We start from the raw sequence: 24358 nt of genomic DNA on the forward strand, positions 1-24358 counted from the left end.
TCTACCTAAAATTTTGTTTTATACTTGAGCACATGAATAGCGATAACTTCGGAACCTGGCTTGAAATTAACCTGGGTACTTTACGAAAAAATTATGAGATTGTCTCTCAGTTGGCCGGCAGGATGGTTATGCCGGTGGTCAAAGCCAATGCCTACGGCCACGGTCTGGAAAAAGTAGCCGCATGTTTTGAATCCGCGGGTGCGGAATGGCTGGGCGTGGCGCGCATTGAAGAAGCCCTGCTGCTGCGCGAAGCGGGTGTGAAAGCCCGCATCCTGGTGCTGGGTTACACCTCGCCGCTGCGCGTGGCACACGCCATCAAAGCCAACGTTACCCTGACTGCTTACGACCCTGAAGTGGTGGAAGCTTACGCAGACCAGGCTGAAAAGTTGGGCGAGAAGCTGGTCATCCACGCCAAAGTAGATACCGGTATGGGCCGTCTGGGCATTCACTCGGAGCAGGCTGATGATTTTATCGCATTAATCCAATCGCGTCCCAATCTGATCCTGGAAGGGATGTTCACCCATTTTGCTTGCGCGGATGAACCGGACAAGCCTTATACGGATGAACAATTGGCGCTCTTTATGGGCATCATTCAAAAACTCGAAGCAGCCGGATTGCGGCCGGCTCTCCTGCACGCGTCCAATTCAGCCGGAACGCTGGTTTACCCGCAGGCCGGTTTTGATATGACCCGCGCCGGTATTGTGCTTTACGGCTTGCCGCCTTCGCATGAGGTGCCGGTGCCGCCGGGCGTCCAACCGGCCCTGGCCTGGAAAACCCGATTGATTTCCATCAAAATGCTCCCACCCAACCACGGCATCAGCTATGGTTTTAAATACTTCACCACTAAAGAAGAACGCATCGGTGTGATTGCGGTCGGGTATGCCGACGGCTTGCGCCGCAGGCCCGGCAACCAGGTGCTCATCCGCGGTAAGAAGGTGGACATCGTCGGCAATGTCTGTATGGACCAGTGCATGGTGCAGTTGGAAAACTTGCCGGAGGCTGAAATCGGCGATGAGGTGGTCATTATCGGTAATCAGGAAGGCAGTGAAATTACGGCAACCGACCTGGCCGACGATTGGGGCACCATTAATTATGAAGTCATTTGCGGTTTAGCTTCCCGTATGCCGCGCTATTACCTGAAATAGAAATCCTAAACCCAACTCATCGATGCCAAACACTATTAAAAAACGCTGGAAAACTTTTCCGAAAATCAGTGCGGATGCTAATGTGAAGTTGAAGGATTATCCCCCTGTCTTTCGGCAAATTTTATTTAACCGCGGAATAACGGATTGGGACAGCGCACAAGCCTTTCTTAAAGCCGAACAGCCAATTTTCTCCCCGGAACCTTTGTTGGATATTGATAAAGCGATTGACCTGATTGCTGAAATGGGGACACAACATAAACGCATCGTTATTTTTGGCGACTATGATGTGGATGGGGTAACCTCGACGGTTGTTTTGGTGCAGCTCCTGCAAAAAGTTGGTATGAATGTGGAAATGTACATCCCCAACCGTTTTGAAGAAGGTTACGGCTTCTCCATGGATGCACTGACAGAAGTGCTGCAGCTTAACCCGGACTTGATTATTACGGTAGACTGCGGTGTGCGTTCCATTCGCGAAGTTCGCGCTGCTGAAGAGCAGGGTGTGCATATGATCATCACCGATCATCACCAGCCCCTTGAAGAGCTGCCGCCTGCGGATGCCGTCATTTGTCCGCGCAGGCCGGGCGATCCCTATCCCAATAAGAATCTGGCCGGTGTGGGTATTGCTTACAAATTAGCCCAGCGTTATCTGGAAAGGTTCCCTCTGGAAGGGGAAGAACCCCGCCAGTGGTTGGACCTGGTTGCTTTGGGTACGGTTGCCGATTTGGCGCCTCTGAGCGGCGAAAACCGCGTCATGGTACGCCAGGGCTTGGAGGTTATGCGCGCGGGACCGCGCCCGGGTATTTTGGCGCTGGCGAATGTCAGCCGCGTACCGATTGAAGAAGTCAATGCGCAGCATATCGGTTTTATGTTGGGGCCGCGCCTGAATGCCGCCGGCCGTTTGAGTTCCGCCAGAAAAGCCTATGATTTATTAATGGCGACTGAAACCAGAGAAGCCGGTGAGCTGGCCTTGAGCCTGGATGCGGAAAACCAGTCGCGCCGGCTGATCACGCGTGAAATCCAGGAAAGCGTGGAAGAAAGTTATGATTTCTCCAGCGACCAATGGCTGATCCTGTGCGCGGATGAGAGCTATAACGAGGGAGTGATTGGTTTGGCGGCCTCCAAATTAGCCGAAAGTTATTATCGGCCTTCCGTGATCGGAGTCAAGAAAGAAGAGGTTATCCGCGCTTCCTGCCGCAGCATTCCGGAACTGAATATAACTTCAGCCCTGGATGAATGCATGGATTTATTGGTGCAGCATGGCGGCCATGCTATGGCAGCCGGTTTGACGGTTAGAAAAGAAAACCTGCCGGCCTTGAAAAACCGGCTTTCAGCTATCATCGCGCGCGAATTAGCCGAGGTTGAACTGGCTCCCATGCTGGAAGCTGAAATGGAAATCAACTTAAGTGACTTGCACCCTTCTTTATTCAAATATCTGAATGAGCTGGAACCCACCGGTGTTAAAAATCCCAGCCCGTTATTTATTGCCCGCGATGTGGAAATTCGTAAGATTTGGGCGGTTGGTAAAACACAGGATCATTTGAAATTGACGCTGGCGGATCCTCGCTACCACCAGGATCGACAACTGCACTCGCCGGTGATTGTGGATGCGATTGCTTTTCAATTCGGCGCCCTGGCGAATGAACTAAACGCGGGCGACCATATCGACATCGCTTTTGCTTATGAAATCAATACCTTTAATGGCAATCAAACCGTCCAATTGAACATCCGTGATATACAATAAAAAGTAAAACGGATATGAAACCTTCAGACCAGACGAAAACAAATTCCATTCTGCTGGGCTTACTGGTCACTTTCCTCTGGGCTACATCGTGGGTTCTAATTAAATGGGGATTGAGTGATATATCCCCGCTGATGTTTGCCGGTATTCGCTATTTTCTGGCATTCTTATGTTTGCTGCCGTTTGCCCTGACCAAAACCCGCCGAGACGAGATCGCTCAATTGCGAAAACGCGATTGGCTGTTGCTGCTGTTGTTGGGGGCACTGTATTACGCGCTAACCCAGGGCGCGCAGTTCGCCGGCCTGGCTGTGCTGCCGGCCATGTCGGTCAGCCTGATCTTGAGTTTTACTTCCCTTTTTGTTGCCGCTTTAGGTATCAGAACACTGGGGGAAAAACCCGGCATATTGCAGTGGATAGGGCTGGCTCTGAATATACTGGGTGCCTGCCTTTATTTTTACCCGGTTCAGTTTCCGCAAAAGCAATGGCTGGCAGTTGGGATTGCGTTCCTGGGTATGCTGGGGAATTCTGTTAGCACAGTGATTGGGCGGAAAATTAATCGTGATATCCGGCTGGCGCCTATCAGCGTGACGACTATCAGCATGGGCTTTGGATCCATTCTGTTGCTGGCTGCCGGTCTAACAACGGAAGACCTGCCGCGGTTGACTTTGAGCAATTGGGGGCTGATTGTTTGGCTGGCAGTGATAAACACAGCCCTGGCATTCACCTGGTGGAATAAAGCCCTGCAAAAATTGGAAGCCATGGAAGCCAGCATCATCAACAATACCATCATGGTCCAAATTGCCATACTGGCCTGGGTGGTATTGGGTGAGCGCATGGACAGCCTTGAAATCCTGGGGGTTTCTTTGACCGCAATAGGGGCGGTATTGGTGCAATTACAGCGCCCGGCGGTAAAACAAGATAAGTAAAAAAAAGAAAATGCGCATAGGCGATATAGTGTATCAATGTAAATAAATACCCGAAAAAATGGAATCAAAAATGCATTTAATCGATGAATTAAAATCTCCCATAGTCTTCGGACATCGCGGCGCATCGAAATATGCGCCGGAAAATACCATTGCGGCCTTTGACCTGGCGCTTGCTTCAGGTACGCCCGCAATTGAATTGGATACCATGTTGACCCGCGATGGCGTACCGGTGGTTATCCATGACCGCACGGTGGATCGCACCACAGATGGCAAGGGCAGGGTGGACGATTTAACCTTCGATCAAATCCAACGCCTGGATACGGGATCGGACTTCTCGGTTGATTTTCAGAATGAAAAAATACCTTCACTGGAGCAGGTTTTCCAGCGTTATCAAGGCAAGCTGCTGATCAATGTTGAATTAAAGAATTATCATGCTCCTTTGGACGCGCTGCCAAGAATCGTTGTGGATCTGGTTCGCAAAATGAAAAACCAGGATTCGCTGATATTCTCCTCATTTAATTTTCTCAATCTCTTGCGGATTAAACGCCTTTTACCGGAAGCGCGCGTGGCTTTGCTGGTCGAAAACAGCTGTGGTGGGCGAGTGCTGGCTTCACGGGCTTTCTCCTTCATCTCACCGCATTTCATTCATCCCCACACCAGCTACATCACGCCGGATTACCTTGCCCGGGAGCACGCCCATGGAAGGCGGGTAAACGTTTGGACGGTGAATGATATGGCGGCAGCCGCTAGATTTCGCGATTGGGGTATTGATGGTCTGATCGGAGACGATCCGGAGGAATTATTAGCGATTTTACACGAATCGCATTGATAAACCGGCTAATTGTCTAGTATGATTAAGCTCAAATGGAGAAGAAGCGCAGGTCAGCGATCCTGGCCCTAATATTGGCATGCCTGTTGCCCCTGGTTACATTTTCCTCGGGTTTTGCACAGGATAACGGAACAAAATCGGCTGCATATCGCAGTGCCGTGAATATGATGGCGCGCCTCTCTCCGGAAGAACGGGTCGGACAACTTTTCCTGTTGACATTTGACGGACGTGAAATCGACCAGGAATCCCAAATTTATGATCTGATCACTAATTATCACATTGGCGGAGTAATCCTCAAACGAGTCAATAACAATTTCAGCGGGCCGGACGATACGGTTGCTTCCACTTACGATTTGATCTCCGGGCTGCAAAATATTGAATGGCAGGCACACGATAATCTTATCGAAACCGAAGAAGGCTCGGCAATCAATGATTTCATCCCGTTGTTTATCGGATTGTCGCAAGCCGGTGATTCATATCCCTATGATCAAATTCTGGACGGCCTTTCACCGGTTCCTTCCGAAATGGCAATCGGGGCAACCTGGAACGTGGATTTGGCCGAAAAGGCCGGTACGATTCAGGGAAGCGAACTTTCCGCTTTAGGGATTAATTTCTTCATCGGCCCCTCTTTGGACGTTTTGGATATTACCTATAACGAGAGCGGTGATGATTTAGGGGTGCGTACTTTTGGCGGCGACCCATATTGGGTGGGGGAAATGGGCAAGGCTTACATCAAAGGCCTGCATTCAGGCAGTAATGACCAGATGGCTGTAATTGCCAAGAATTTCCCCGGCCGTGGAAGTTCGGATCGTCTGCCGGAGGAAGAAGTAGCAACAGTTCGAAAATCATTGGAGCAGTTGAAATTAATTGAATTGACACCCTTTTTTCAGGTAGCCAATTCAAGCGCTGACGACCCTGAATTAATCACCGATGGATTGCTGCTGAGCCATATCCGCTACCAGGGCTTTCAAGGCAATATTCGCGCAACAACCAAGCCGGTTAGTTTCGATCAAACGGCGGTGGATTTGTTAATGAACCTGTCGGAATTTTCAACCTGGCGCAGCAAAGGCGGTTTATTAGTCAGTGAAGATTTGGGCAGCGATGCCGTACGAAAATTTTTCAGCCCCAGTGGACAAAATTTCGACGGCCGGCAGGTGGCTCGCAATGCGTTTTTGGCGGGCAATGATTTACTCTACATGGATCAGTTTTTGTCCACAGGTGATGCGAATCGCTTTGAAACCTATAAAAAGACAATCAGCTTCTTCATACAAAAATATCGTGAGGATCAGGCTTTTGCGGCCAAAGTGGATGCTTCAGTCTTGCGAATTCTAACGATGAAATATGAGGTTTATCCTGAATTTCAAATTGAGAAGGTCATTCCAAACGAATCCCGGTTGGAAGAAATTGGCAACGAAACAACATTTTCCTTTGACGTTGCCAGCAGCGCGGTTACGTTAATTAGCCCGGAAATTGACCAACTTGCCAGCACGCTTCCGGATGTTCCGGTTTATGGAGAGAAAATCGTCATTTTCACGGATGAGATTTCTGCCGGCCAATGCAGCGATTGTCAAACACAGGACATAGTCTCTGCTGACAGTTTACAGAAGGCAATCCTGAAATTGTATGGACCAAGGGGCAGCGGACAGGTATCGGAAAGCCAGTTTACGTCTTATTCTTTCGCCGACTTGCAGGATTACGTGGATAATCCATTTAATCGTGTGGAATTAGAGACCAACTTATCGCGGGCTAATTGGGTTATTTTTGTCGTACAGGATAATAACAGCGACCGTCCGGGATGGGACGCGCTGCAAAATTTGCTGTCGGATAAAATTGACTCCATCCGCAATAAAAATGTAATCGTGTTTTCATTGAACGCGCCTTATTATTTTGACGCGACCGATATTTCTGCTTTCACTGCCTTCTACGGCCTTTACAGCAAACTGCCATCCTTTATTGAAGTGGCAGCGCGAATTCTATTTCAGGAATTAAACCCGGTCGGCTGTTCTCCTGTTTCCATTCCAGGTATCGCCTATGATCTGATCACGGTAACAACGCCGGATGCTGATCAGATTATTGAGCTGATGGTGGATGACAGCATGAACCCTGAACCTCAGGCGGAAGGCACTGAAACGGCGGAAGTGCCTGCTGTGGAACCGTTGTACAACCTGGGCGATAGTCTGCCGGTGCGAACAGGCGTGATCGTGGATCATAATGGACATGCCGTGCCGGATGGAACAGTGGTCAAATTTATCTTGAACCAGCAGGGTGAAAATGTAACCATCCAGCAGATCGAAGCCACGACATTGGATGGAGTCGCACGGACTTCTATAAAATTACAGAGTGAAGGCGTGCATGAAATTCGAGTTACCAGCGAACCTGCCTTGAATTCTCAAATATTGGTATTGAACATTACCCCCGAACAAGGCACTGTTATTAGTGCCATCACTCCCACACCCATTCCTACTTTGGATGAAGCCAATGGAATGGAAGCAATGGAGTCACCACAGGAGAATGTGCCAGCGGAGGAAACCGAAAAAGACACCAGTCCATTCCTGGAATGGTTATTAAGCAGTATTTTCGCCTGGGGCGGTGGATTACTTTTCTTCTTTAATTCAGAGACCTACGCTCATATAAAAGATCGTGCTTATGTCAGCATCAGCATTACCATTGGCAGCCAGCTTACAGCGTTATGGTTGATCCTGGGTTTGCCCGGCAGCACTGAACGGGTTGGGGCCGGGGGATATGCCAGTTTACTGATCGTCACATTAATCGGCGGAGCAATATTCGGCTTTGGAATGCACCTGGTTGTGAAGCATATTATCGGCTTTGAAAAAGGCCGTTAGACTAATAGAGAAATCAGCAGTCCTATTGACGTTAATCCCAGTGAGACATAAAACATCGCTTTGAATAAAGGGATCAATAAAAGGTCGCTGAATTTAATTTTTTCATCCGCGTCCCGCTGAATAAAAGGCGTATTTCCCGTGAAAAAATCTCTCAATTGCGTCATACTGGCCGGCCGCTGATCGGGGTGCAGGTTCATAGCCCAAAGAATAGCGCGCTCCATTTGCGTGCTGATAGCGGGGTTGATTTTGCTCGGCGGAAGCAAACTTTCCGGATTGATAAAGCGCTCGCGCGCGTCGGCGGGCGGGGTATTGGTAAGCAGGTGGTAAAGCGTGGCGCCAAAAGAATAGATATCGCTGCGTACATCTGTGTGGGAGCCATCTCCGCCGTACTGTTCCAGGGGGGTGTAAAGCGCGGTGCCTTGTCCCTGAATGATGGTGATGGTCATTTCACCCGGCGCGAGGACTTTGACCAAACCAAAGTCAACCAATTTGAGCAGCCCGCTGGGGGTTAGTTTCAGGTTGCTGGGTTTTATGTCGCGGTGCAGGATAGGCGGCTCCTGGGTGTGCAGGTAAATCAGTGCGTCCGCTAATTGGTTGGCCCATTTACGCACCTCGGATTCTTTCAAGAACTTGCTCTGGTGTTTGGCTTTCAACATCAACGTGCGCAGATCGTCGCCGGGTACAAAATCCATGACCAGATAATCGCGATCACCATTGGAAAAGAAATCGGAGACTTTGGGAAGGTTTGGATGATCCAACCTGGCCAATACGGTCGCTTCCTGTTTAAATTGTTCTTGCGCTTCTTTGCTCAACTGTTTGTCAAGGGATTTATCGTGCTCCACTTCTTTAAGTGCACATTGCCGGCCGCTCAGACGGGTATCCTCAGCCAGGTAGATACTACCCATTCCCCCCTGACCGATGATCCTTTTTATTTTGTAACGGCTGCGCAACAAGTCGCCGCTTGAGAGAGGCATAGGCATCAAAATTCCTTGAACATTGTTTTTTTAAGATATTTGCTATATTATACTTCTTAGAAGAGATAGAGAAATATATGATTGAACCTGTAAACGAAGTCCCTTTCTTGTTAGCCCAAAACGGCCCGCTGCAGGGGCAAATTTGGCCAATTAATAAAGAAATCATTATTGGTAGAGATCCATTGTGCGATATTGTTATCAACGACCGCCAGGTTTCCCGAAAACACGCTCAAATCCAGAAGCATAATAATAATGGAAACGCACTGGCTGATTTAAACAGCAAAAACGGAACTTTGTTAAACGGGGAATTTGTGGACGGTCCAACATCGTTGAAGGATGGGGATGAGATTATCGTCGGGTTGGTCCAGGAATTCTTATTTGTCAGCTCCGATGCCACTTTACCATTGGGGCAGACGGCAATCGATGAACAAGCTGGAAGTCAGAAGTTGTTCATTGATAAAAAAGCACGCCGTATTTGGATCGGCGAAAAAGAATTAATTCCGGCTCTCTCCGTATCTCAATATGAATTATTGGTATTTTTGTATGAGAATCCAGATTGTGTAGTTTCGCGAGAAGATATTGTGAATGCCGTATGGGGGGAGGATGAAGCCGTAGGCGTGACCGAACAGGCACTGGATGCTTTGGTCCGCAGGCTGCGCGGGCGTTTACATAAAATTGATCCTACTCATGACTATATTCTTACCGTCAGAGGAGTAGGATTCAAATTCGAAAACGACTCTTTTAATTAATTCGTTATTTACTTAAGTTAGCTTGCATGGAAATCCGCAGCGCAATCTTGTAGATCTTATTTAAGCGCTCCATCATAGCTGCTTCCGCACCCTGGCTGTCGGCCTGGGAAACCACGGAATTAAGCAGTCCCAGGAATTCCTGGGTGATCTTATCCTGGTTGGCTTTCAGAGTTTCCTCAAGTTTTGCATCTTCCTCAATATCCAGCAGGCTTTCCAGGAATTGAACTTCTTCATTGGGCTGGGTTGCTTTTTCAATGAAGATCATCACTTGTTCAAGTTTATTGATGCGTTCCAGGTTACCGCTCTTGCGCGCTGCGGATAACTCAGTTTCCAGAATCTGTACGAAGAATTCATTGACTTCTTCAATGTTTTCCTGCATGGCTGCTTCGATGTTGGGGGCAGCCAGAATTTTTTCCAGGGTTGTTTTGGTATGGTCAAATTCCTCTTTGACCCGTTTATCAATTTCTTCCGTCAGATGCAGCAGCTTTTCGCGCAATTCAGTCAGTTTTTTCTTTTCATCATCGCCGGCTTGATCAATCTTATCGCTCAACAATTTAAAGAATTCATAATCCATGCCGGAGCGAGCCATGCTTACCAGTGTGGATATCTGTACGTCGGATTGGTGGTTCAGGATCACATCCAACAATTTTTCCCGCGTCAGACCGTCTTTCCCGGCTTCCTGCAGCGCTTTGATGACCGTCTCTGATTCTTTTGCCTGGGCGTAGATTTTCTTGCCTTCCGCAGTGTTACCAAACAGGAGTTGTTGTAAATCCATCAACTCTTTCTGCGAAGCCTGGTCGCCCTGCGCAAGAGTTGATTGAAGAATGCGGTTCAAGATGGAGAAGAAGTGCATATCGATAAGGGCTTCTTCTTGTTTGACAATGGTCAATCGATCATCTTTGGGTGTGGTGATCAGCCGTTCCAGCAGACTGACACGTTTTTGCTGTGCTTCCAGCATCTCTTTGGTGATGCCGTCCGCTCCCAGGATGGTTTCGATCAATGTCTGGTAGGTCAGCATACTCTTCGGCTGAAGCAGGTAAGCTTTGCGTTTTTCCTGCGGCAAATTGTCCATTACACGTTGGATCATCGGGCCGATTTGCCTTTCCTGTTCGTTGACAGGCGTGCTCAGGTCGGGAGGGAAGAAGGTCAACAGCAGTTCTTTATCCGGATCGTGATAGACGATCGGAATTGGCAGCAGACCCTGAAATCCACAATTGGGGCAGCGCATGAAGTTTACAGCATTGGAAAGCAGTTTCTGTTTGGCTTGCGGTTCTTGGCCGACATCAAATAACTGTTGTACTTCAACAGCAACAGGTTGTCGGCATTGGGGGCAAGTAGCTTGTGTTTGGGGCATCGTTTTCTCTTTTCTTATTTAAAATAAAATTGCTTGTATATTTACAATCTAAATATCATTACCGTAAGGTAATGAAAAACAAATTTTTGCACCATTTTTATAATCGGTATCGACCCAGATATTTCCGTTGTGCGCGTCCATAATCGATTTCGCCAGGTAAAGACCCAGCCCCGCGCCTTTTTTCGTGCGCATGGCGTCCGAGGATCGATAGAAGCGGTCGAAGATGTAGGGCATATCCTGAGGGGCAATTCCTTCACCTTCATCGCTGACACACACAATGACGTTGTTCTTGCGTTTGTCTCCGCTGATGTGAATTTCACCCTTCTCGGCATATTTAATGGAATTGGAGATCAGGTTGCTGATGATCTGCTCAATGCGGGATTCATCCGCGAAGATGGTGGGGAAATCTTCAGGAAAATCAACTGTAAGTGTGTGTTTGTCTGTTTGCGTTTGAAAACGGGTGGCCAATCGTTTTGCGATTGCGGGAATATCCACGTCGGATTTCTTGAGGCTTACGCCGCCTGCCTGCAAACGGGTGGCATCCAACAGGTTCTCAATCAATAAGTTCAGGCGGTCGGATTCCTCTTCAATGATGGTCAGGCTTTCTTTTACAAAGTCGCTGTCCCAATTGGCGTCTTCGCGCAGCAGCGTGCAGACGTACCCTTTGATCAATGCTACCGGGGTTTTCAATTCGTGGCTGATAACGGAAATGAAAGTGGTCTTCATCTCTTCCGCCTGGCGGAACCGCGTGATGTCACGCACAGAGGCAATAATGTTGGTCAGAATACCTTCCGGGGAGAGCAGGGGCGCGTAGGTGATGCCGACCGGGACTGAAGAAGCGTCCTTCCGTTTCAGATCCCCTTCAACATAAAGCTGCGCGTGAGAATTCAGCGGCCAGCCGCCCGCTAAGGCGTCCTCAAGCTTTACGTCATGGGTCAATTTCTCAAAACGCAGAACTTCGTCGTGAGGTTTACCCTGAATTTCTTCAACAGGCAGGGAAATCATCCTCGAAAAAGCCGGGTTGCAGCGATCGATGATCTGATTAGGGCCCAGAATCAGAATGCCGTCGGCGGCGGAATCCAGCACGGTATCCAAGTGCTGTTTGTTGCGCACGGCGGTGGTGTAAAGCTGGGCATTGCGTACCGCAATGGCGGCCTGGTTGGCAAAACTGCTGAGCACGTTACGGTCGTTCAACGAAAAAACGCCGGGGTAACCACGGAAGATGAAAATCACGCCCAATACGTGTTTTTGTGTAACCATGGGCAGCCCAACCCCGCTCATTAATCCCAGCGTAGCAGCCAGTGTCAACTGGCTGAGGATGCGATTGACTTCAGGAATTTCAAATTCTTCGGGGTTTTCGTGATCCGGAATGGCCTTTAATAGAGGTGTAAGCTCCTCCAGGAAAGCTGGAGAGATACCTTCGGCCACGCGCGGGTGCCATAAGCCGTCCTGACTGCGCAGGACAATCAACCCTGCCTGGCCGGCTAATAATTCGATGGAGACTTTGAGGATGCGTTTTAACAAGGTATCCAGATCAAGCTCTTGCGTGAGCGCTCTGGATATCTCTAATAAATAATCTCTTTGTCGAACTCGGATATCAGGCAGCATAATTAATGGCTATATTAAATTACAGTTATGTAAATAAAAATCTAAAATATTTCTTAATATTTAAACGTTTTGTTTCATGTACTCATAAGTGCCAATCAACCCGGCGTTATCCCCTAATTCGGCAAGCGCAATTTTGAGGTCTTTCAAATAAAGAGGGTTGAGGACGTGTTTTTCCAGTGATGCTCGGAAGGAAGGCATGATCAAATCAAAGCTCAGGGTTACGCCGCCCCCGAAAATTACACAGGTTGGATTGAAGATATGCAGGTAATTGGAAACAGCAATACCCATGTAATAACCGCCAATCTCAAATGCTTCCAATGCCAGTTCATCACCCGCCTTGGCCGCTTCGGCGATTTCGCGTGAGCTGGGAGCCGCTGTTTTCAAAATCGTGGCTGCGCCTTCTTTTATTTTTCGTTCAACGTGATGTTGGATACCGGTTCCGGAAGAATAGGATTCGAAATGGCCGGCTTTTCCGCATCCGCATAACGGGCCGTTGTCATCCAAAACTATGTGGCCGACTTCGGTGGCAATACCGCGCGATCCCTGCAAAATATGCCCGCCGGTAATCACGCCGCCGCCCAAACCGGTGCTGACGGTGTAATACAAGATGTCGTTATGCCCGCGTCCTGCGCCGCGTTTCCATTCGCCTACCGCAGCCATGCGCGCATCATTGTTGACCAATACTTTTGTGTTGAAATGCTTTTCCAGGATCTCACCCAAGGGGTAATCCTGCCAACCGGCAATATTGGGTGCCAGAATCACTTCGTTTTTTATGACATCAATTGATCCGGGCGCTGCCGCGGCAATTCCGACCACTTTGCGGTCCTTCGGCCAGCTTTTCTCGACGACTTCGATAATGCGATTAATAGCCGGTTCGTTGTTGACACTGGTGTTTACTTTTTCAATGCTGACCGGATCGTCCTTTTCAGTGTGAAAAAGGGCACACCTTGTATTCGTTCCACCGATATCAAGTGTAATAATGGCATCCATAAAAATTATTATAGCCTGAAAGGTATTTTCTTTGTGTTGACGCGGGTCTTAAAGACTGCTATTATTCGATTTGCAATGCAATTTAAATCTACTAATCTAAAAGCTAAAATCCGCAGATTTTCCTCCAATTTTTCCTTCTGGATGACCCCCGGTATTGGTGTGAAGCGTTGGCTGCTTGTAATCTTGGCGGGGACAACTTTCATCGCGCTCGGTTTCGCGGTTATCCTGCTGGATACGTATCGCACCACAACCATCCCCTGGCTGCGCCATTTTCTCGTGGCTGTGTCGCTTTCTTCGTTTCCACGCTGGCTGCGTTTCACCGTTTTTGGCGGGATCGGGCTGGTGATCCTTTTATTCGGTATTGTGGAACTAAATCGTTCGGTGCTACGGCCGTTTATGAAACCCGGCCAACCGGTCACCGATACAATCTCAAATTATCGTAAAAAGGCTAAAGGTCCCAAGGTTGTGGCGATTGGCGGCGGTACAGGGCTGTCCAGCCTGCTGCGCGGATTGAAGAAATATTCGCATAACCTCACGGCTATCGTGACGGTGGCAGATGACGGCGGGTCTTCGGGTGAATTACGCCGGAATTTAGGCATTTTACCGCCTGGGGACATCCGCAACTGTCTGACGGCTTTGGCCGACGATGAGGAAATGATTTCGCATATCTTCCAATATCGTTTCGGTGACAGGGCAGGGGTTAATGGTCACTCCTTAGGCAACCTGTTCATCAGCGCCCTGACGGATATCACCGGCAGCTTCGAGGAAGCGGTGGCGGAATCCGGGCGGGTATTGGCTGTACGCGGCAGGGTGATGCCGTCAACTTTGCACGATGTTAAATTAGTAGCAGAAATCAAGCTGCCCAACGAAGACAGCGAAGTTAAGGTGGTGGGCGAGAGCCAGATTCCCAAAATAGACGGAAAAATCAACCGGCTGTGGATCGAACCCAGCAATCCGCTGCCTTTCCCGCCGGCAGTACAAGCCATCCTTTCGGCCGACCTGATAGTGATCGGCCCCGGCAGCCTTTATACCAGTGTGCTGCCCAATTTATTGGTGCCCGGCCTGGCGGATGCCATTCGGGCCAGTAAAGCGCTCAAATTTTTTATCGTAAACGTGGCTAATCAAGCAGGGGAAACCACAGGGTATAAGTGCCTGGATCACATTCGCGTGATCGAAAAGCATTTGCATGATTTACACTTTGATTTGATTTTATGTAATAATAATTTCAGCGTGAAACTTCCCAAGGGAATTGAGTATGTTCTTCCGGATTCGGACATTGAAGAACAATATTCGGTGTATTTTGCCCATCTGGTGAACAAGGATAATCCCTGGCGGCACGATTCCGATTTATTGGCGGAGACAATTTCTGATTTATATTACGAAAAGACTGGTCCGCTGGTAAAGGGAAAATTGGATAGCGTTTCAAGCGAAAATGGCTTAGAATATTAAGTCGCATGGTAAAATTCAAAAAAATATTTGGAGGCTCGTTATGACAGTTAAAGTAGGAATTAATGGTTTTGGTCGTATTGGCCGGCAAGTATTGAAAGCTATGATTGAACGTCACGGTGACGAATTGGAAGTTGTAGCAATTAATGACTTGTTCGATATCAATACGAATGCCCATCTTTTTAAGTATGATTCAAGTTATGGCAGATATCCCGGTACAGTTGAAGCTGTCGAAGGTGGGTTGATGATTGATGGCAAGAAGATCAAAGTTTTTGCCGAAAAAGATCCGGGTGCTTTACCCTGGAAAGATCTGGGTGTGGATATTGTCATTGAATCCACCGGTATCTTCACCGATGCAAAAGGTGATCCCGACAAAGGCAAACCCGGCGCAAATGTTCACATTACCAAAGGCGGCGCGAAGAAAGTCATCATTTCCGCCCCCGCCAAAAATGAAGACATCACCATCGTTCTGGGTGTGAATGAAGACAAGTATGATCCCAAGATTCATCACGTGCTTTCTAACGCATCCTGCACCACCAACTGCCTGGCACCCGCTGCTAAAGTAGTTAATGACAAATGGGTTATCCAAAATGCTGTAATGACCACCATCCACTCGTACACCAACGACCAGGTTATTCTGGATCAGGGTCATAAGAAAGAACTGCGCCGCTCCCGCGCAGCCGGTCAGAACATTATTCCCACCACCACCGGCGCTGCCAAAGCGGTTGCGTTGGTCATCCCCGAGTTGAAGGGTAAATTTGACGGTTATTCCCTGCGCGTTCCGACCCCCACGGTTTCCATCGTTGATTTCGTGGCCACAGTCGAAAAACCGATTTCCCGCGACGAATTGAATGCTGCATTTGTGGACGCTTCCAAAGGCGCCCTCAAGGGTATTCTGGGCGTGACCGGTGGTGAGTACGGCGATCCATTGGTTTCCATGGACTTCAAAGGCGACCCGCGTTCATCCATCGTTGATCTCAAGTACAACATGGTCATGGGTGGCAACTTGATCAAGGTTGTGACCTGGTATGACAATGAATGGGGTTATTCCTGCAGAACGACTGATTTGGCAGCTCTGGTTGCCAAGAGCCTGTAAGTTCAACTAAAGGAAAAATAATAGACGTAATCTGAATCTTCGCGACCCAGATTACGTCTTTTTTATGTCAGAAAGAGAGGTCAATATGTTCAATAAAAAGAGTGTTAAAGATATTGATGTCAAAGGCAAGAAAGTACTTGTCCGTGTGGATTTCAATGTTCCGATCAAGGACGGTAAGATCAGCGATGATACCCGCATCCGCGCCGCGCTGCCAACAATCAACTACCTGATTGATCAGGGCGCCGCGCTGATCCTGTGCTCCCACCTGGGCCGCCCCAAGGACGAACCCGATCCAGCATACAGCATGAAACCCGTGGCCGAATACCTGGGCGAACTGCTGAACAAAAAAGTGGCTTTCGCCGAAGATTGCATCGGCCCCAAGGCCGAGGCTGCGGCCGCCGCTTTGAAACCGGGCGATGTGCTGGTGTTGGAAAATACGCGCTTCCACAAGGAAGAAAAGAAGAACGATCCCGAAATGGCGCGCCAACTGGCTTCATTGGCGGATGTGTTTGTAAATGATGCCTTTGGTTCCGCGCATCGCGCGCACGCTTCCACGGAAGGTGTGACCAAATTCCTGCCCTCGGTGGCCGGTTTCCTGTTGGAAAAGGAAATCAAATACCTGGATCAGGCCATTGAGAATCCCAAGCGGCCGTTTGTGGCTATCTTGGGCGGCGCCAAAGTCAGCGACAAGATCGGCGTGATCAAAAACCTTCTCACCAAAGCCGACACGGTTTTGATCGGTGGCGGCATGGCCAACACCTTCTTTAAAGCTCAAGGTTACCCTGTAGGCGATTCCCTGGTGGAAGACGATGCGCTGGATACCGCGCGCGAACTGGTGAAAGAAGGCGGTTCCAAACTGCGTCTACCGGTGGATATGGTCATTGCCGATAAATTCGACAATGACGCGCAGACCAAGATCATCGATGTCGGCCCGGTTCCGGATGGCTGGCGCATTCTGGATGTCGGCCCCGAAACCGTGAAGAATTTCTCCAAGGTTATCAGCGAGGCCGGTACCGTCGTATGGAACGGCCCCATGGGCGTGTTCGAGATGTCCAACTTTGCCAAGGCGACCTTCGCGGTAGCCAAAGCCGTAGCGGACAGCCATGCCATCAGCATCATCGGCGGCGGCGATTCCGCGGCTGCTATCGCGCAGTCCGGTCTGGCAGACAAGATCTCGCACATCTCCACCGGCGGCGGCGCCTCACTGGAAATGTTGGAAGGTATCCAACTGCCCGGTTTGGCCGCGTTGATGGATAAGTAAATCAACTATTCAAGAGTAATAAACGAGAACCCGCTATTCAGCGGGTTCTTTTTTTATCTAGTTATAACGAATCTCAGAAAGTATCCCATCGGTTTGCAGATAGGCTCATGAAGCTGTCTCCAGTTGGATCGTAAAACCGTCTGTACGGTTGCCTTCCAGGAAAAGGAGATAAGTACTGCCATCCATCGGGTTGAGGACCATTTCCTCGCCGGCTTGAACTTCCTCGTCATTGGCGAGGATCACGTAATATTGAATGGAGAAATTCTGCAGGTCGGCGTTTTCAGGAAAATCGGCTGGGATAAAGTCGTTTGTGAGTGTATCTTCTTTTCCAATCGGTGAGCCATCGGCATTTATAACTCCCCCTCCAGCTTTGGGTTGTCCATCCAGCTCATATTCGAAATGCAGACCGTAGATTTCTTCATCAGTTTGGTTCACCACAACCAGCGAAAAAAGGGTTTCGTCGGTATCTTGTGCTCTGGTTTGGCAGCCTGAAAAGACCAACAAGAAAAATAAGGCTGTGATGATGGGGATAAGTTTTTTCATAGGGTTCCTTTTTTAAATCATCTTTATAGTGTTTATTGGTAGCTGTACTCGTAATTGTCGCAAAAAGGTCTCAGCAGCTACTCCTGTTTTTAACTTCCGCGTCGTTAGTATCGATCTGCCAGTTAAAAGTTCCACATTATTAATAGTCCCTCTCGAAAAAGGGAGGATCAGAAATTGTTTTTAAATCACCGCAATAGCAGCCGGGCAGTCCGTCTCAACCTCACGCAAAGCTGCTGCGGAGTTTTTGAATACCGGTTTCTGGTATGCAATCAACCCAAGCGCGTAGGCAGGTTGGGCGAGAAAGAGACCTTGTCATTGGGATACGGCACCGTTCTGCGTATACCCGGAGGTTTCTCGCCAGGGAAGGGCATCGGAATTGCGGGTGAACCACAGCGCCAATACGGATGCGATCAGCAGTCAGAGGACGTAGAAGCCAGGCAGGAATATGGGCTGCTTTCTTTGAGTAAGCATAATATCATCGTAAGAGGGAAGGTTGAACGATCGATTCTTCCGGGACAACAATCTGCAATCACTTTCGAAATTCTGCGGGATTATAACACAGGTATCCTGTAAAATAGTTTTATCAAGTTATTATTCCAACTTCACAATTCCTTCATAATCTTCCCATAAACTTAAGCTATTCTGAATTATTTCTTATTCCGGAGGAGCACCATGAAATTGTTTGGCAGGCAAATTACTCTCTTTCGCCCACGCAGCATCAAGATCCGCAAGGTCGTGCAGATCTTCTTCTTTGTGCTGATCGGGTTCATTTCAATTAACCACACCCTGGCGGAAAGCGGCAAAGGCATAGCCTTTCTTTCGGACGCGTCGCTGCATGCGCTGTGCCCCTTCGGCGGGGTGGTGACAATTTACCAATATGCCACGGTGGGTACTTTCGTGCAGAAGATCCACGAATCATCCTTCGCGTTAATGGTGATTGGTTTTGTGTTGGCATTATTGTTCGGCCCGGTCTTCTGCGGCTGGGTGTGCCCCCTGGGCAGCGTACAGGAGTTTTTCAGCGGTATCGGCCGCAAGCTTTTCAAACGCCGCTTCAACCGCATCTTGCCGGCCAAGCTGGACCGCGTACTGCGCTACACGCGTTATGTCGTGCTGGCTTGGGTCGTTTACATGACCGCGGCCAGCGGCACCCTGATCTTCTCGGATTATGACCCTTATTTCGCCCTGTTCAACCTGTGGAGCAGCGAGCTAGCCATCGGTGGCGTAATCGTATTGGCTGTTACTCTGGCCCTGTCACTGGTGATGGAACGCCCCTGGTGCAAGTACGCCTGTCCTTACGGCGCCGTGCTGGGTATCAGCAACCTGTTCCGCGTGTTCAAGATAAAACGCCAGGAAAGTACCTGTATTGCCTGCGGCGCCTGCAGCAAGCGCTGCCCGATGAACATTCCCGTAGACACTCAAAAGGTCGTGCGCGATCACCAGTGTATCTCCTGCCTGGAATGCACCTCTGAAGCGGTTTGCCCGGTGGCCGATACGGTTAATTACTCCACCGGAGGTGTGAAATGAAGTTGAAATCCAATGTTTTAGCGATCAGCGTGCTGGTTATCTTGTTCGGCGGTATCCTGTTGAGCAGCGGCCTGGGCTGGTGGCAGACGGAGAGCAGCAAAGAAGCGGCAACTTTCACCGAAGGTGAGTTTGCCGGAATGCCCAACCCGGCCGATATCCGTGGCTCGTACACCTTCGGCGACGTGCAGGCCAACTTTGGCGTACCGGCAGAAGTGCTGGCGCAGGCTTTCCAGGTGGAAACCAGCGACCCGGCAGCCTTCCCGGTGAAAGAATTGGAAGCGCAATATGAGGACAGCGCAGTTGAAATCGGGACGGCTTCCGTGCGCTTATTCGTGGCGCTTTACACCGGCTTGCCTTACGACCTGACAGTTGAAACTTCTTACCTGCCGGACAGCGCGGTGCAGCTCCTGCAAACCCGTGAGCTGACCGCGGAACAGAACGACTATTTAGCCAGCCATACCGTAACACTGGACACGCTGGCTGCGCCGGAAGCCGCTGTTGAGACCGCCCCCGTAGTGGAAGAGGAAGAGTCCGACACCTTCATCAGGGGCAAGACCACCTTCGCGGAAGTGTTATCGTGGGGTGTTACTCGTGAACAGATCGAAGCGGTGCTGGGCCTGCCCATGCCGGCGGAAAACCTGACGGTCATCAAGGACTTTGTTCTGGCAAGTGGACTGGATTTCGAGTCGGTCAAGACGGAGTTGCAAGCTGTAGTAGACGCGCGATAGAAATTCCAAACTGGAAGTCAAACAAAAATGACCCTTCGACACCCCACGCTCCGCTCTGGGCAGGTGTTCCGGGGTCATTTTTTTATGAAAGCTTTATAATCTACCCATCGGTTTACAACGTAAAAAGGAAGAATCATGCCTTCCTATCAATGGAAAGATCATACACTTTTCTACCGGACGCAGGGAGAGGGACCGCTGCTTCTGATCCTGCCGGGAGATACCGCCACGTCCATTTGCTACCAGGGAGAAATAGACTATTTTAGCGACCGTTTCCGCACAATCGCCCCCGATTTTTTAGGAACCGGACAATCCGAGCGGATGGATGAATGGCCGGTGAATTGGTGGGAACAAGCCGCCTTTCAAATGGGCAGTCTGGTTGACCATCTGAATGTTGAGAATTGTCTGGTGATGGGCAGCAGCGGCGGCGCGATCGTGGCCCTGCTGATGGCGATCCATTATCCGGAGAAAGTGCGCGCGGTTGTGGCCGACTCCTTCGCAGATCGAATATCCAGAGAAAACGCGCTGGAGAATGTCGTTAAAGACCGGGCCAAAAAAACAGACGCGCAGCGGGGATTCTGGGAATACGCGCAGGGTCCGGATTGGGAGCAGGTGGTCGACGCGGACACAGCCATGTTCATGAAATTCGTAGAGGCGGGCGGTGACTGTTTCTCGGGACGCTTGGGTGACGTGAAATGTCCGGTGTTGATCACGGCCAGCAAAAAAGATGATGCTTTTCCCCATCTTGCCCCACAGATCGGGTCCATCGTAGACCAGATTGAGGATTGCCGCGCTTACATCCACGCACACGGCGACCATCCCATGATGTGGACGGCGCCGGATGAATTCCACGCGGTCAGCGACCTTTTCCTGAAAAAATTTATATAGGATTGGCGTTTGTCCTGAGCTGAAATGGTTTTTATCAAGCTACGAGAATGCTAAATGATAAAATGAAATTTCATTCAGAGAATTATTTTTTCGAATTTGTTTGGAGGTGATGATTTTGAAAAAAGAGAAATACTTGTTTTTTTATTTAATCATATTTTTAGTTATGACAATTGGTGCATTTACATGGCAGATGTTTTTTCCAAAAATAGCAACGGATTTTTCTGTGTGGAATTTCAGTAGGGGATGGCAGACGGAAATTGCCTTATGGAACGTTGGGATTGATATTGGAATTGTTATTACTCTCCTAAAACGGAATATTGAATATGCAAAAATTCTCTCGATCGTGTCACTTTCTCTTTGCATATTGTTAGGTGGTCACCATCTGATTTATGCCCTTACAGCAACCAATGGCAACACTTCATTGCATTGGATGGGGGCAATTGAAGTTCTTTTCATTGGCGGAGGAACCGGAATTGCCGCCATTATCAAATCTGAGTGTTTTAAAGCGCAATAAGAGTCTGTGTAATTTCTACACAAAATATATATATGCTGGGCGAATTTCCTCCAGTCAGTGATTGCTCTACCTTCTGGTTGGCGTACGTTACAGTTGGTATCCCGTCCGCGAAGTTGTTTAATTGTCAGGCGCGTTTTGGCTCATTGGTTTAAGCACTGAGCTTAGTAAGCGCGCCCACCAATACCTGAACCGCCTGTTCGTATTCTTCCAGGGAAACCTGTTCGTCCAGGGTATGGTCCAGGGTAGAATCGCCCGGGCCATACACCAAAGCTGGGCATTGCCAGGTCGGCATGACGGTGTTCAGGTCGGCTGTGCCGGTTTTGTAAACAAAAGCCGGGGTTCCGCCCTGCGCGCGGATGCTGCTTAAAAAGGCGCGCACCAGAGGTGTGTTCTTGTCGCACACATGCGCTGGTACGGCAAAGCCTTTGCGCTCCACTTCCGCGTCGCCGCACACTTCTTTCAGCCAGGTGTACCATTCTTCAGGGCTGATGCCCGGCGGCAAGCGCGTATCCAATTGCAGGGTTGCCCATTGCCAGAAATCATCCTCGCCGGATTGCAGACCGCGCAATGTTAATAAGATTTGGTCGAAGACGCGCGGCTTATCCTGGTTGTACTTTCCGGCGAACTCCTGGACAGCCAGCCACGTTTTCACGAGCGCTTCGCTGGCGGTCCGCAGGATCCCGGCGGAGTGGGTTTGCGAACGCCTGACGGTAATCTCGGACCAGGCTACGCCTTTGTATCCCAACGCGACCCGGTTCCAGTGATTCGGTTCGCCGATGACTGTAAATTCAGGGCGATATTTGGTGACAGCGAAACGCGCGCCGCAGGAATTGCGTTCCTCATCCACCGCGCCGATCACCACAAATTGCCAGCCTTCCACCTCGCCTAACTGTGAGACGGCGTCCGTAAAACAGGCCAGCGGGCCTTTGGCGTCCACCGCTCCGCGCCCGAATAAGACACCCTCGTTAACCTTTACGGGAATATTCCCGGGGACGGTATCGATATGGCCCAGCAGAACAACCTGACGCGGACCGTCTCCCATAATTCCGACTGCGTTGCCCGCACCGTCTATAAATGAATGCGAATAACCGAGCGATTGCATCCGCTCGGTCAGCCATTCTGCTGCCTTTTGCTCCAGGCCGGAGGGGCTGTATTGCGAAACCAGCCCAATCAGTGTCTCGTGCGCCATCAGTCTCCATCTCCCAGTTGTTCACCCTGGAGTACTTCAGCCAGTGCCGCAACTACTTCGTCCAACTGCTCGTAGGTGATCACCAGCGGGGGCAGCAGGCGGATGACTGTCAGTCCGGCATTGAGCGCAATGATGTGCTTGTCTTGCAGGGCTTTAATGTAGGGTGTCGATTTTTGCTTAAGCTCAATACCAATCATCAGCCCCATGCCGCGTACTTCACGGATCAGAGGTGAGGAGATGGCATTCAATTTTTCCATCAGGTAAGCGCCTTTTTCGGCAGCCTGTTGTGGAATATTTTCTTCTTCCATTACTTCCAGCACGGTCAGCGCGGCCGCGCAGGATAAGGGGTTGCCGCCGAAGGTGGAACCGTGCGTGCCGGGAGCGAGATTCTTTACGCTCTCACCGATTAACACCGCGCCCATGGGAATGCCGCCGGCCAGCGACTTGGCTACACAAAGCAAATCGGGTGTGATGCCGAAATGCTGGTAGGCGAACATCTTGCCGGTGCGTCCGAAGCCGGTCTGCACCTCGTCGATGATTAGCAGCGCGCCGTGTTTGTGGCAGATTTCCAGGGCAGCCTGCATGTAAGCCGGGTCTGCCGGATAAACACCGCCCTCGCCCTGCAGTGCTTCCAAAATGACCGCGGCGGTTTCATCCGTGACGGCCTTTTCCAGCGCCTCGATGTTGTTATACGGTACGTGGCTGAAGCCGGGCACCAGCGGTTCAAAGGGTTCGCGGTAGCGTTTGTTCCAGGTTGCGGACAGCGCACCCATGGTGCGGCCGTGGAAACAGCGCATGGCGGCAATGATGCCGCTGCGGCCGGTGGAAACGCGCGCAAACTTGATGGCCGCTTCCACGCTTTCGGTGCCGGAATTGCAGAAGAAAACGCGTTCCAGACCGGGGGTGAGAGTGGTTAATTTTGCCATCAGTTCGGCACGTTTGTCATTGGGGAAGGACTCGAACAGGGTGATAAGTTGGTTGGCCTGCGCGAATATTGAGGCGGCCACCTTGGGATGTGCATGCCCAAGGTTGGCCACCCCATGCCCGGAGGAGCAATCCAGATATTCAACTCCGTCCGCATCCCACAGCGTGGCGCCCAGCCCGCGCACAAAGGCAATGGGCTGCTTGGCGTACACGCCGGAAGTAAACTGTGCTTCAGTATCGATAATGTTCATTATGATTCCATATCTTTAAAAAAATTATTGAATGTGAGTACCGCTGCCATTCAACGCGGCGGAAATTGGTTCAGGCGTGCGCCCATCGGCAATGATGACGTGCGCCACGCCGCCCTGCAGTGCTTCCTGGGCGCCCAGCACTTTCTTTTTCATGCGCCCTCGGGCGTATTCCAGCGCAGCTTCCAGTTTGGCAGCCGGCAGATTGGATATTAGGGTGGATTCATCCGGGAATTTCTCCATCAGTCCGGGTACAGCCGTGAGCAGCAGTAGCGTATCGGCGTGCAGCGCGCCTGCCACCATGGCCGCGGCGCGGTCGGCATCTACGTTCAAAGCTTCGCCGTCCTGGCTGACAGCCACCGGCGCGATGACCGGCAGCAGGCCCATGCCCAACAGGGAAGTGAGCAAGTTGGCGTTGACTGTTTCAATTTTACCGGTGTAATCGTCGCGGATAATTTTCCGTTTACCGTTCTCCAGGCTTTGTATAGCGCCTTTGCGCGTAGCCACCATCAGGCGGCCGTCCAGGCCGCTCAACCCAAAGGCATTTACGCCCAACTGCTGCAGTTGTTCGGTCAATAAGGAATTTACCTTACCGTTGACGGCCATCAAGAAAATTTCCAGCGTTTCGCGATTGGTGTAGCGCGAGGTATAACCGGAAGGGGAGGTGATGAACTTGGGTGGTTTACCCAGGCCTTCGCCCAGCGCGTTGGCTTCGGCTGAACCGCCGTGCACCAGCACCAGCTGTCGGCCCTGTGCCAATAAAGCCGCCGCGTCCTGGCAAATGGCGGAAAAGTCCACGCCTTCCGTACCGCCCAGTTTGACCACAATGATGGATGAATCACTC

At 50.2% G+C, this 24358-nt stretch carries 22 protein-coding genes; 14 read left to right on the plus strand and 8 right to left on the minus strand.

Annotated features, from left to right (window positions below; all coding sequences use genetic code 11):
* The first annotated feature begins 32 nt into the window (after window positions 1-32).
* The 5 genes from alr to Pelsub_RS07530 all read left to right on the plus strand — a co-directional run bounded on the left by alr (window position 33) and on the right by Pelsub_RS07530 (window position 7481).
* The gene (gene alr, locus Pelsub_RS07510) at window positions 33-1145 is read left to right on the plus strand and encodes an alanine racemase (protein WP_116224340.1); all 1113 of its coding nucleotides are present in this window, start codon (window positions 33-35) and stop codon (window positions 1143-1145) included.
* A gap of 82 nt (window positions 1146-1227) precedes the next feature.
* Window positions 1228-2886, plus strand: a complete 1659-nt coding sequence (recJ, locus tag Pelsub_RS07515; protein WP_158675031.1) for a single-stranded-DNA-specific exonuclease RecJ — start codon at window positions 1228-1230, stop codon at window positions 2884-2886.
* A gap of 14 nt (window positions 2887-2900) precedes the next feature.
* Window positions 2901-3809 carry a DMT family transporter gene (locus Pelsub_RS07520; protein WP_116224338.1) on the plus strand — a complete coding sequence of 303 codons (909 nt, stop codon included), beginning with the start codon at window positions 2901-2903 and terminating at the stop codon, window positions 3807-3809.
* Between the two features lie 70 nt (window positions 3810-3879).
* Window positions 3880-4638 carry a glycerophosphodiester phosphodiesterase gene (locus Pelsub_RS07525; protein ID WP_158675032.1) on the plus strand — a complete coding sequence of 253 codons (759 nt, stop codon included), beginning with the start codon at window positions 3880-3882 and terminating at the stop codon, window positions 4636-4638.
* A 35-nt stretch (window positions 4639-4673) separates the two neighbouring features.
* Entirely contained in the window at window positions 4674-7481 is a 2808-nt protein-coding gene (locus Pelsub_RS07530) for a glycoside hydrolase family 3 N-terminal domain-containing protein (RefSeq protein ID WP_116224336.1), read from the plus strand.
* Here Pelsub_RS07530 and Pelsub_RS07535 read toward each other — a convergent pair.
* Window positions 7478-8455, minus strand: coding sequence for a serine/threonine protein kinase (locus tag Pelsub_RS07535; protein WP_232528626.1), 978 nt, complete (start codon window positions 8453-8455; stop codon window positions 7478-7480). The genes Pelsub_RS07530 and Pelsub_RS07535 overlap by 4 nt on opposite strands.
* Before the next feature lie 77 nt (window positions 8456-8532).
* Here Pelsub_RS07535 and Pelsub_RS07540 point away from each other — a divergent pair, with 77 nt between their 5' ends.
* Entirely contained in the window at window positions 8533-9204 is a 672-nt protein-coding gene (locus Pelsub_RS07540; RefSeq protein WP_116224334.1) for an FHA domain-containing protein, read from the plus strand.
* A gap of 4 nt (window positions 9205-9208) precedes the next feature.
* On the opposite strand, the gene Pelsub_RS07545 is transcribed toward Pelsub_RS07540, so the two are convergent.
* Genes Pelsub_RS07545 through Pelsub_RS07555 form a run of 3 tightly spaced genes read right to left on the minus strand, consistent with a single transcriptional unit; the run spans window position 9209 to window position 13156 of the window.
* Complete coding sequence (locus Pelsub_RS07545) at window positions 9209-10558, minus strand: CpXC domain-containing protein (protein WP_116224333.1); 1350 nt, start codon at window positions 10556-10558, stop codon at window positions 9209-9211.
* Window positions 10559-10606: 48 nt separating this feature from the next.
* Window positions 10607-12166, minus strand: coding sequence for a sensor histidine kinase (locus tag Pelsub_RS07550; RefSeq protein ID WP_116224332.1), 1560 nt, complete (start codon window positions 12164-12166; stop codon window positions 10607-10609).
* A gap of 60 nt (window positions 12167-12226) precedes the next feature.
* Window positions 12227-13156 carry an ROK family protein gene (locus Pelsub_RS07555; protein WP_116224331.1) on the minus strand — a complete coding sequence of 310 codons (930 nt, stop codon included), beginning with the start codon at window positions 13154-13156 and terminating at the stop codon, window positions 12227-12229.
* A 75-nt stretch (window positions 13157-13231) separates the two neighbouring features.
* Between Pelsub_RS07555 and Pelsub_RS07560 the strand changes: the two genes are divergently transcribed.
* From Pelsub_RS07560 to Pelsub_RS07570, 3 genes are all read left to right on the plus strand, one after another.
* Window positions 13232-14605, plus strand: coding sequence for a gluconeogenesis factor YvcK family protein (locus tag Pelsub_RS07560; RefSeq protein ID WP_116224330.1), 1374 nt, complete (start codon window positions 13232-13234; stop codon window positions 14603-14605).
* Window positions 14606-14645: 40 nt separating this feature from the next.
* Window positions 14646-15698, plus strand: a complete 1053-nt coding sequence (gap, locus tag Pelsub_RS07565) for a type I glyceraldehyde-3-phosphate dehydrogenase (protein ID WP_116224329.1) — start codon at window positions 14646-14648, stop codon at window positions 15696-15698.
* A gap of 85 nt (window positions 15699-15783) precedes the next feature.
* A complete protein-coding gene (locus Pelsub_RS07570) occupies window positions 15784-16959 on the plus strand; it encodes a phosphoglycerate kinase (RefSeq protein WP_116224328.1) in 1176 nt (391 codons plus the stop codon).
* Between the two features lie 105 nt (window positions 16960-17064).
* On the opposite strand, the gene Pelsub_RS07575 is transcribed toward Pelsub_RS07570, so the two are convergent.
* Window positions 17065-17502 carry a hypothetical protein gene (locus tag Pelsub_RS07575; RefSeq protein WP_116224327.1) on the minus strand — a complete coding sequence of 146 codons (438 nt, stop codon included), beginning with the start codon at window positions 17500-17502 and terminating at the stop codon, window positions 17065-17067.
* A 174-nt stretch (window positions 17503-17676) separates the two neighbouring features.
* Between Pelsub_RS07575 and Pelsub_RS07580 the strand changes: the two genes are divergently transcribed.
* From Pelsub_RS07580 to Pelsub_RS07600, 5 genes are all read left to right on the plus strand, one after another.
* Window positions 17677-18075: a hypothetical protein gene (locus tag Pelsub_RS07580; RefSeq protein WP_126440452.1), complete on the plus strand. Its 399-nt coding sequence runs from the start codon at window positions 17677-17679 to the stop codon at window positions 18073-18075.
* Between the two features lie 99 nt (window positions 18076-18174).
* A complete protein-coding gene (locus Pelsub_RS07585) occupies window positions 18175-19026 on the plus strand; it encodes a 4Fe-4S binding protein (protein ID WP_116224325.1) in 852 nt (283 codons plus the stop codon).
* Window positions 19023-19754: a hypothetical protein gene (locus Pelsub_RS07590; protein ID WP_116224324.1), complete on the plus strand. Its 732-nt coding sequence runs from the start codon at window positions 19023-19025 to the stop codon at window positions 19752-19754. Before Pelsub_RS07585 ends, Pelsub_RS07590 begins: the two co-directional genes overlap by 4 nt.
* Before the next feature lie 135 nt (window positions 19755-19889).
* Window positions 19890-20639, plus strand: a complete 750-nt coding sequence (locus Pelsub_RS07595; RefSeq protein WP_116224323.1) for an alpha/beta fold hydrolase — start codon at window positions 19890-19892, stop codon at window positions 20637-20639.
* Between the two features lie 115 nt (window positions 20640-20754).
* A complete protein-coding gene (locus tag Pelsub_RS07600) occupies window positions 20755-21153 on the plus strand; it encodes a hypothetical protein (protein ID WP_126440454.1) in 399 nt (132 codons plus the stop codon).
* 148 nt (window positions 21154-21301) lie between these two features.
* On the opposite strand, the gene Pelsub_RS07605 is transcribed toward Pelsub_RS07600, so the two are convergent.
* Genes Pelsub_RS07605 through Pelsub_RS07615 form a run of 3 tightly spaced genes read right to left on the minus strand, consistent with a single transcriptional unit; the run spans window position 21302 to window position 24345 of the window.
* Window positions 21302-22342 (minus strand): [LysW]-lysine hydrolase, encoded by a 1041-nt coding sequence (locus Pelsub_RS07605; protein WP_116224321.1) that lies wholly within the window; start codon window positions 22340-22342, stop codon window positions 21302-21304.
* Window positions 22342-23517 (minus strand): aspartate aminotransferase family protein, encoded by a 1176-nt coding sequence (locus Pelsub_RS07610; protein WP_116224320.1) that lies wholly within the window; start codon window positions 23515-23517, stop codon window positions 22342-22344. The genes Pelsub_RS07605 and Pelsub_RS07610 overlap by 1 nt, the downstream gene beginning before the upstream one ends.
* Window positions 23518-23541: 24 nt before the next feature.
* Window positions 23542-24345: a [LysW]-aminoadipate kinase gene (locus Pelsub_RS07615; RefSeq protein WP_116225015.1), complete on the minus strand. Its 804-nt coding sequence runs from the start codon at window positions 24343-24345 to the stop codon at window positions 23542-23544.
* Between the last annotated feature and the right edge of the window lie 13 nt (window positions 24346-24358).

Source organism: Pelolinea submarina, assembly GCF_003966975.1.
Taxonomy (GTDB): Bacteria; Chloroflexota; Anaerolineae; order Anaerolineales; family Anaerolineaceae; genus Pelolinea; species Pelolinea submarina.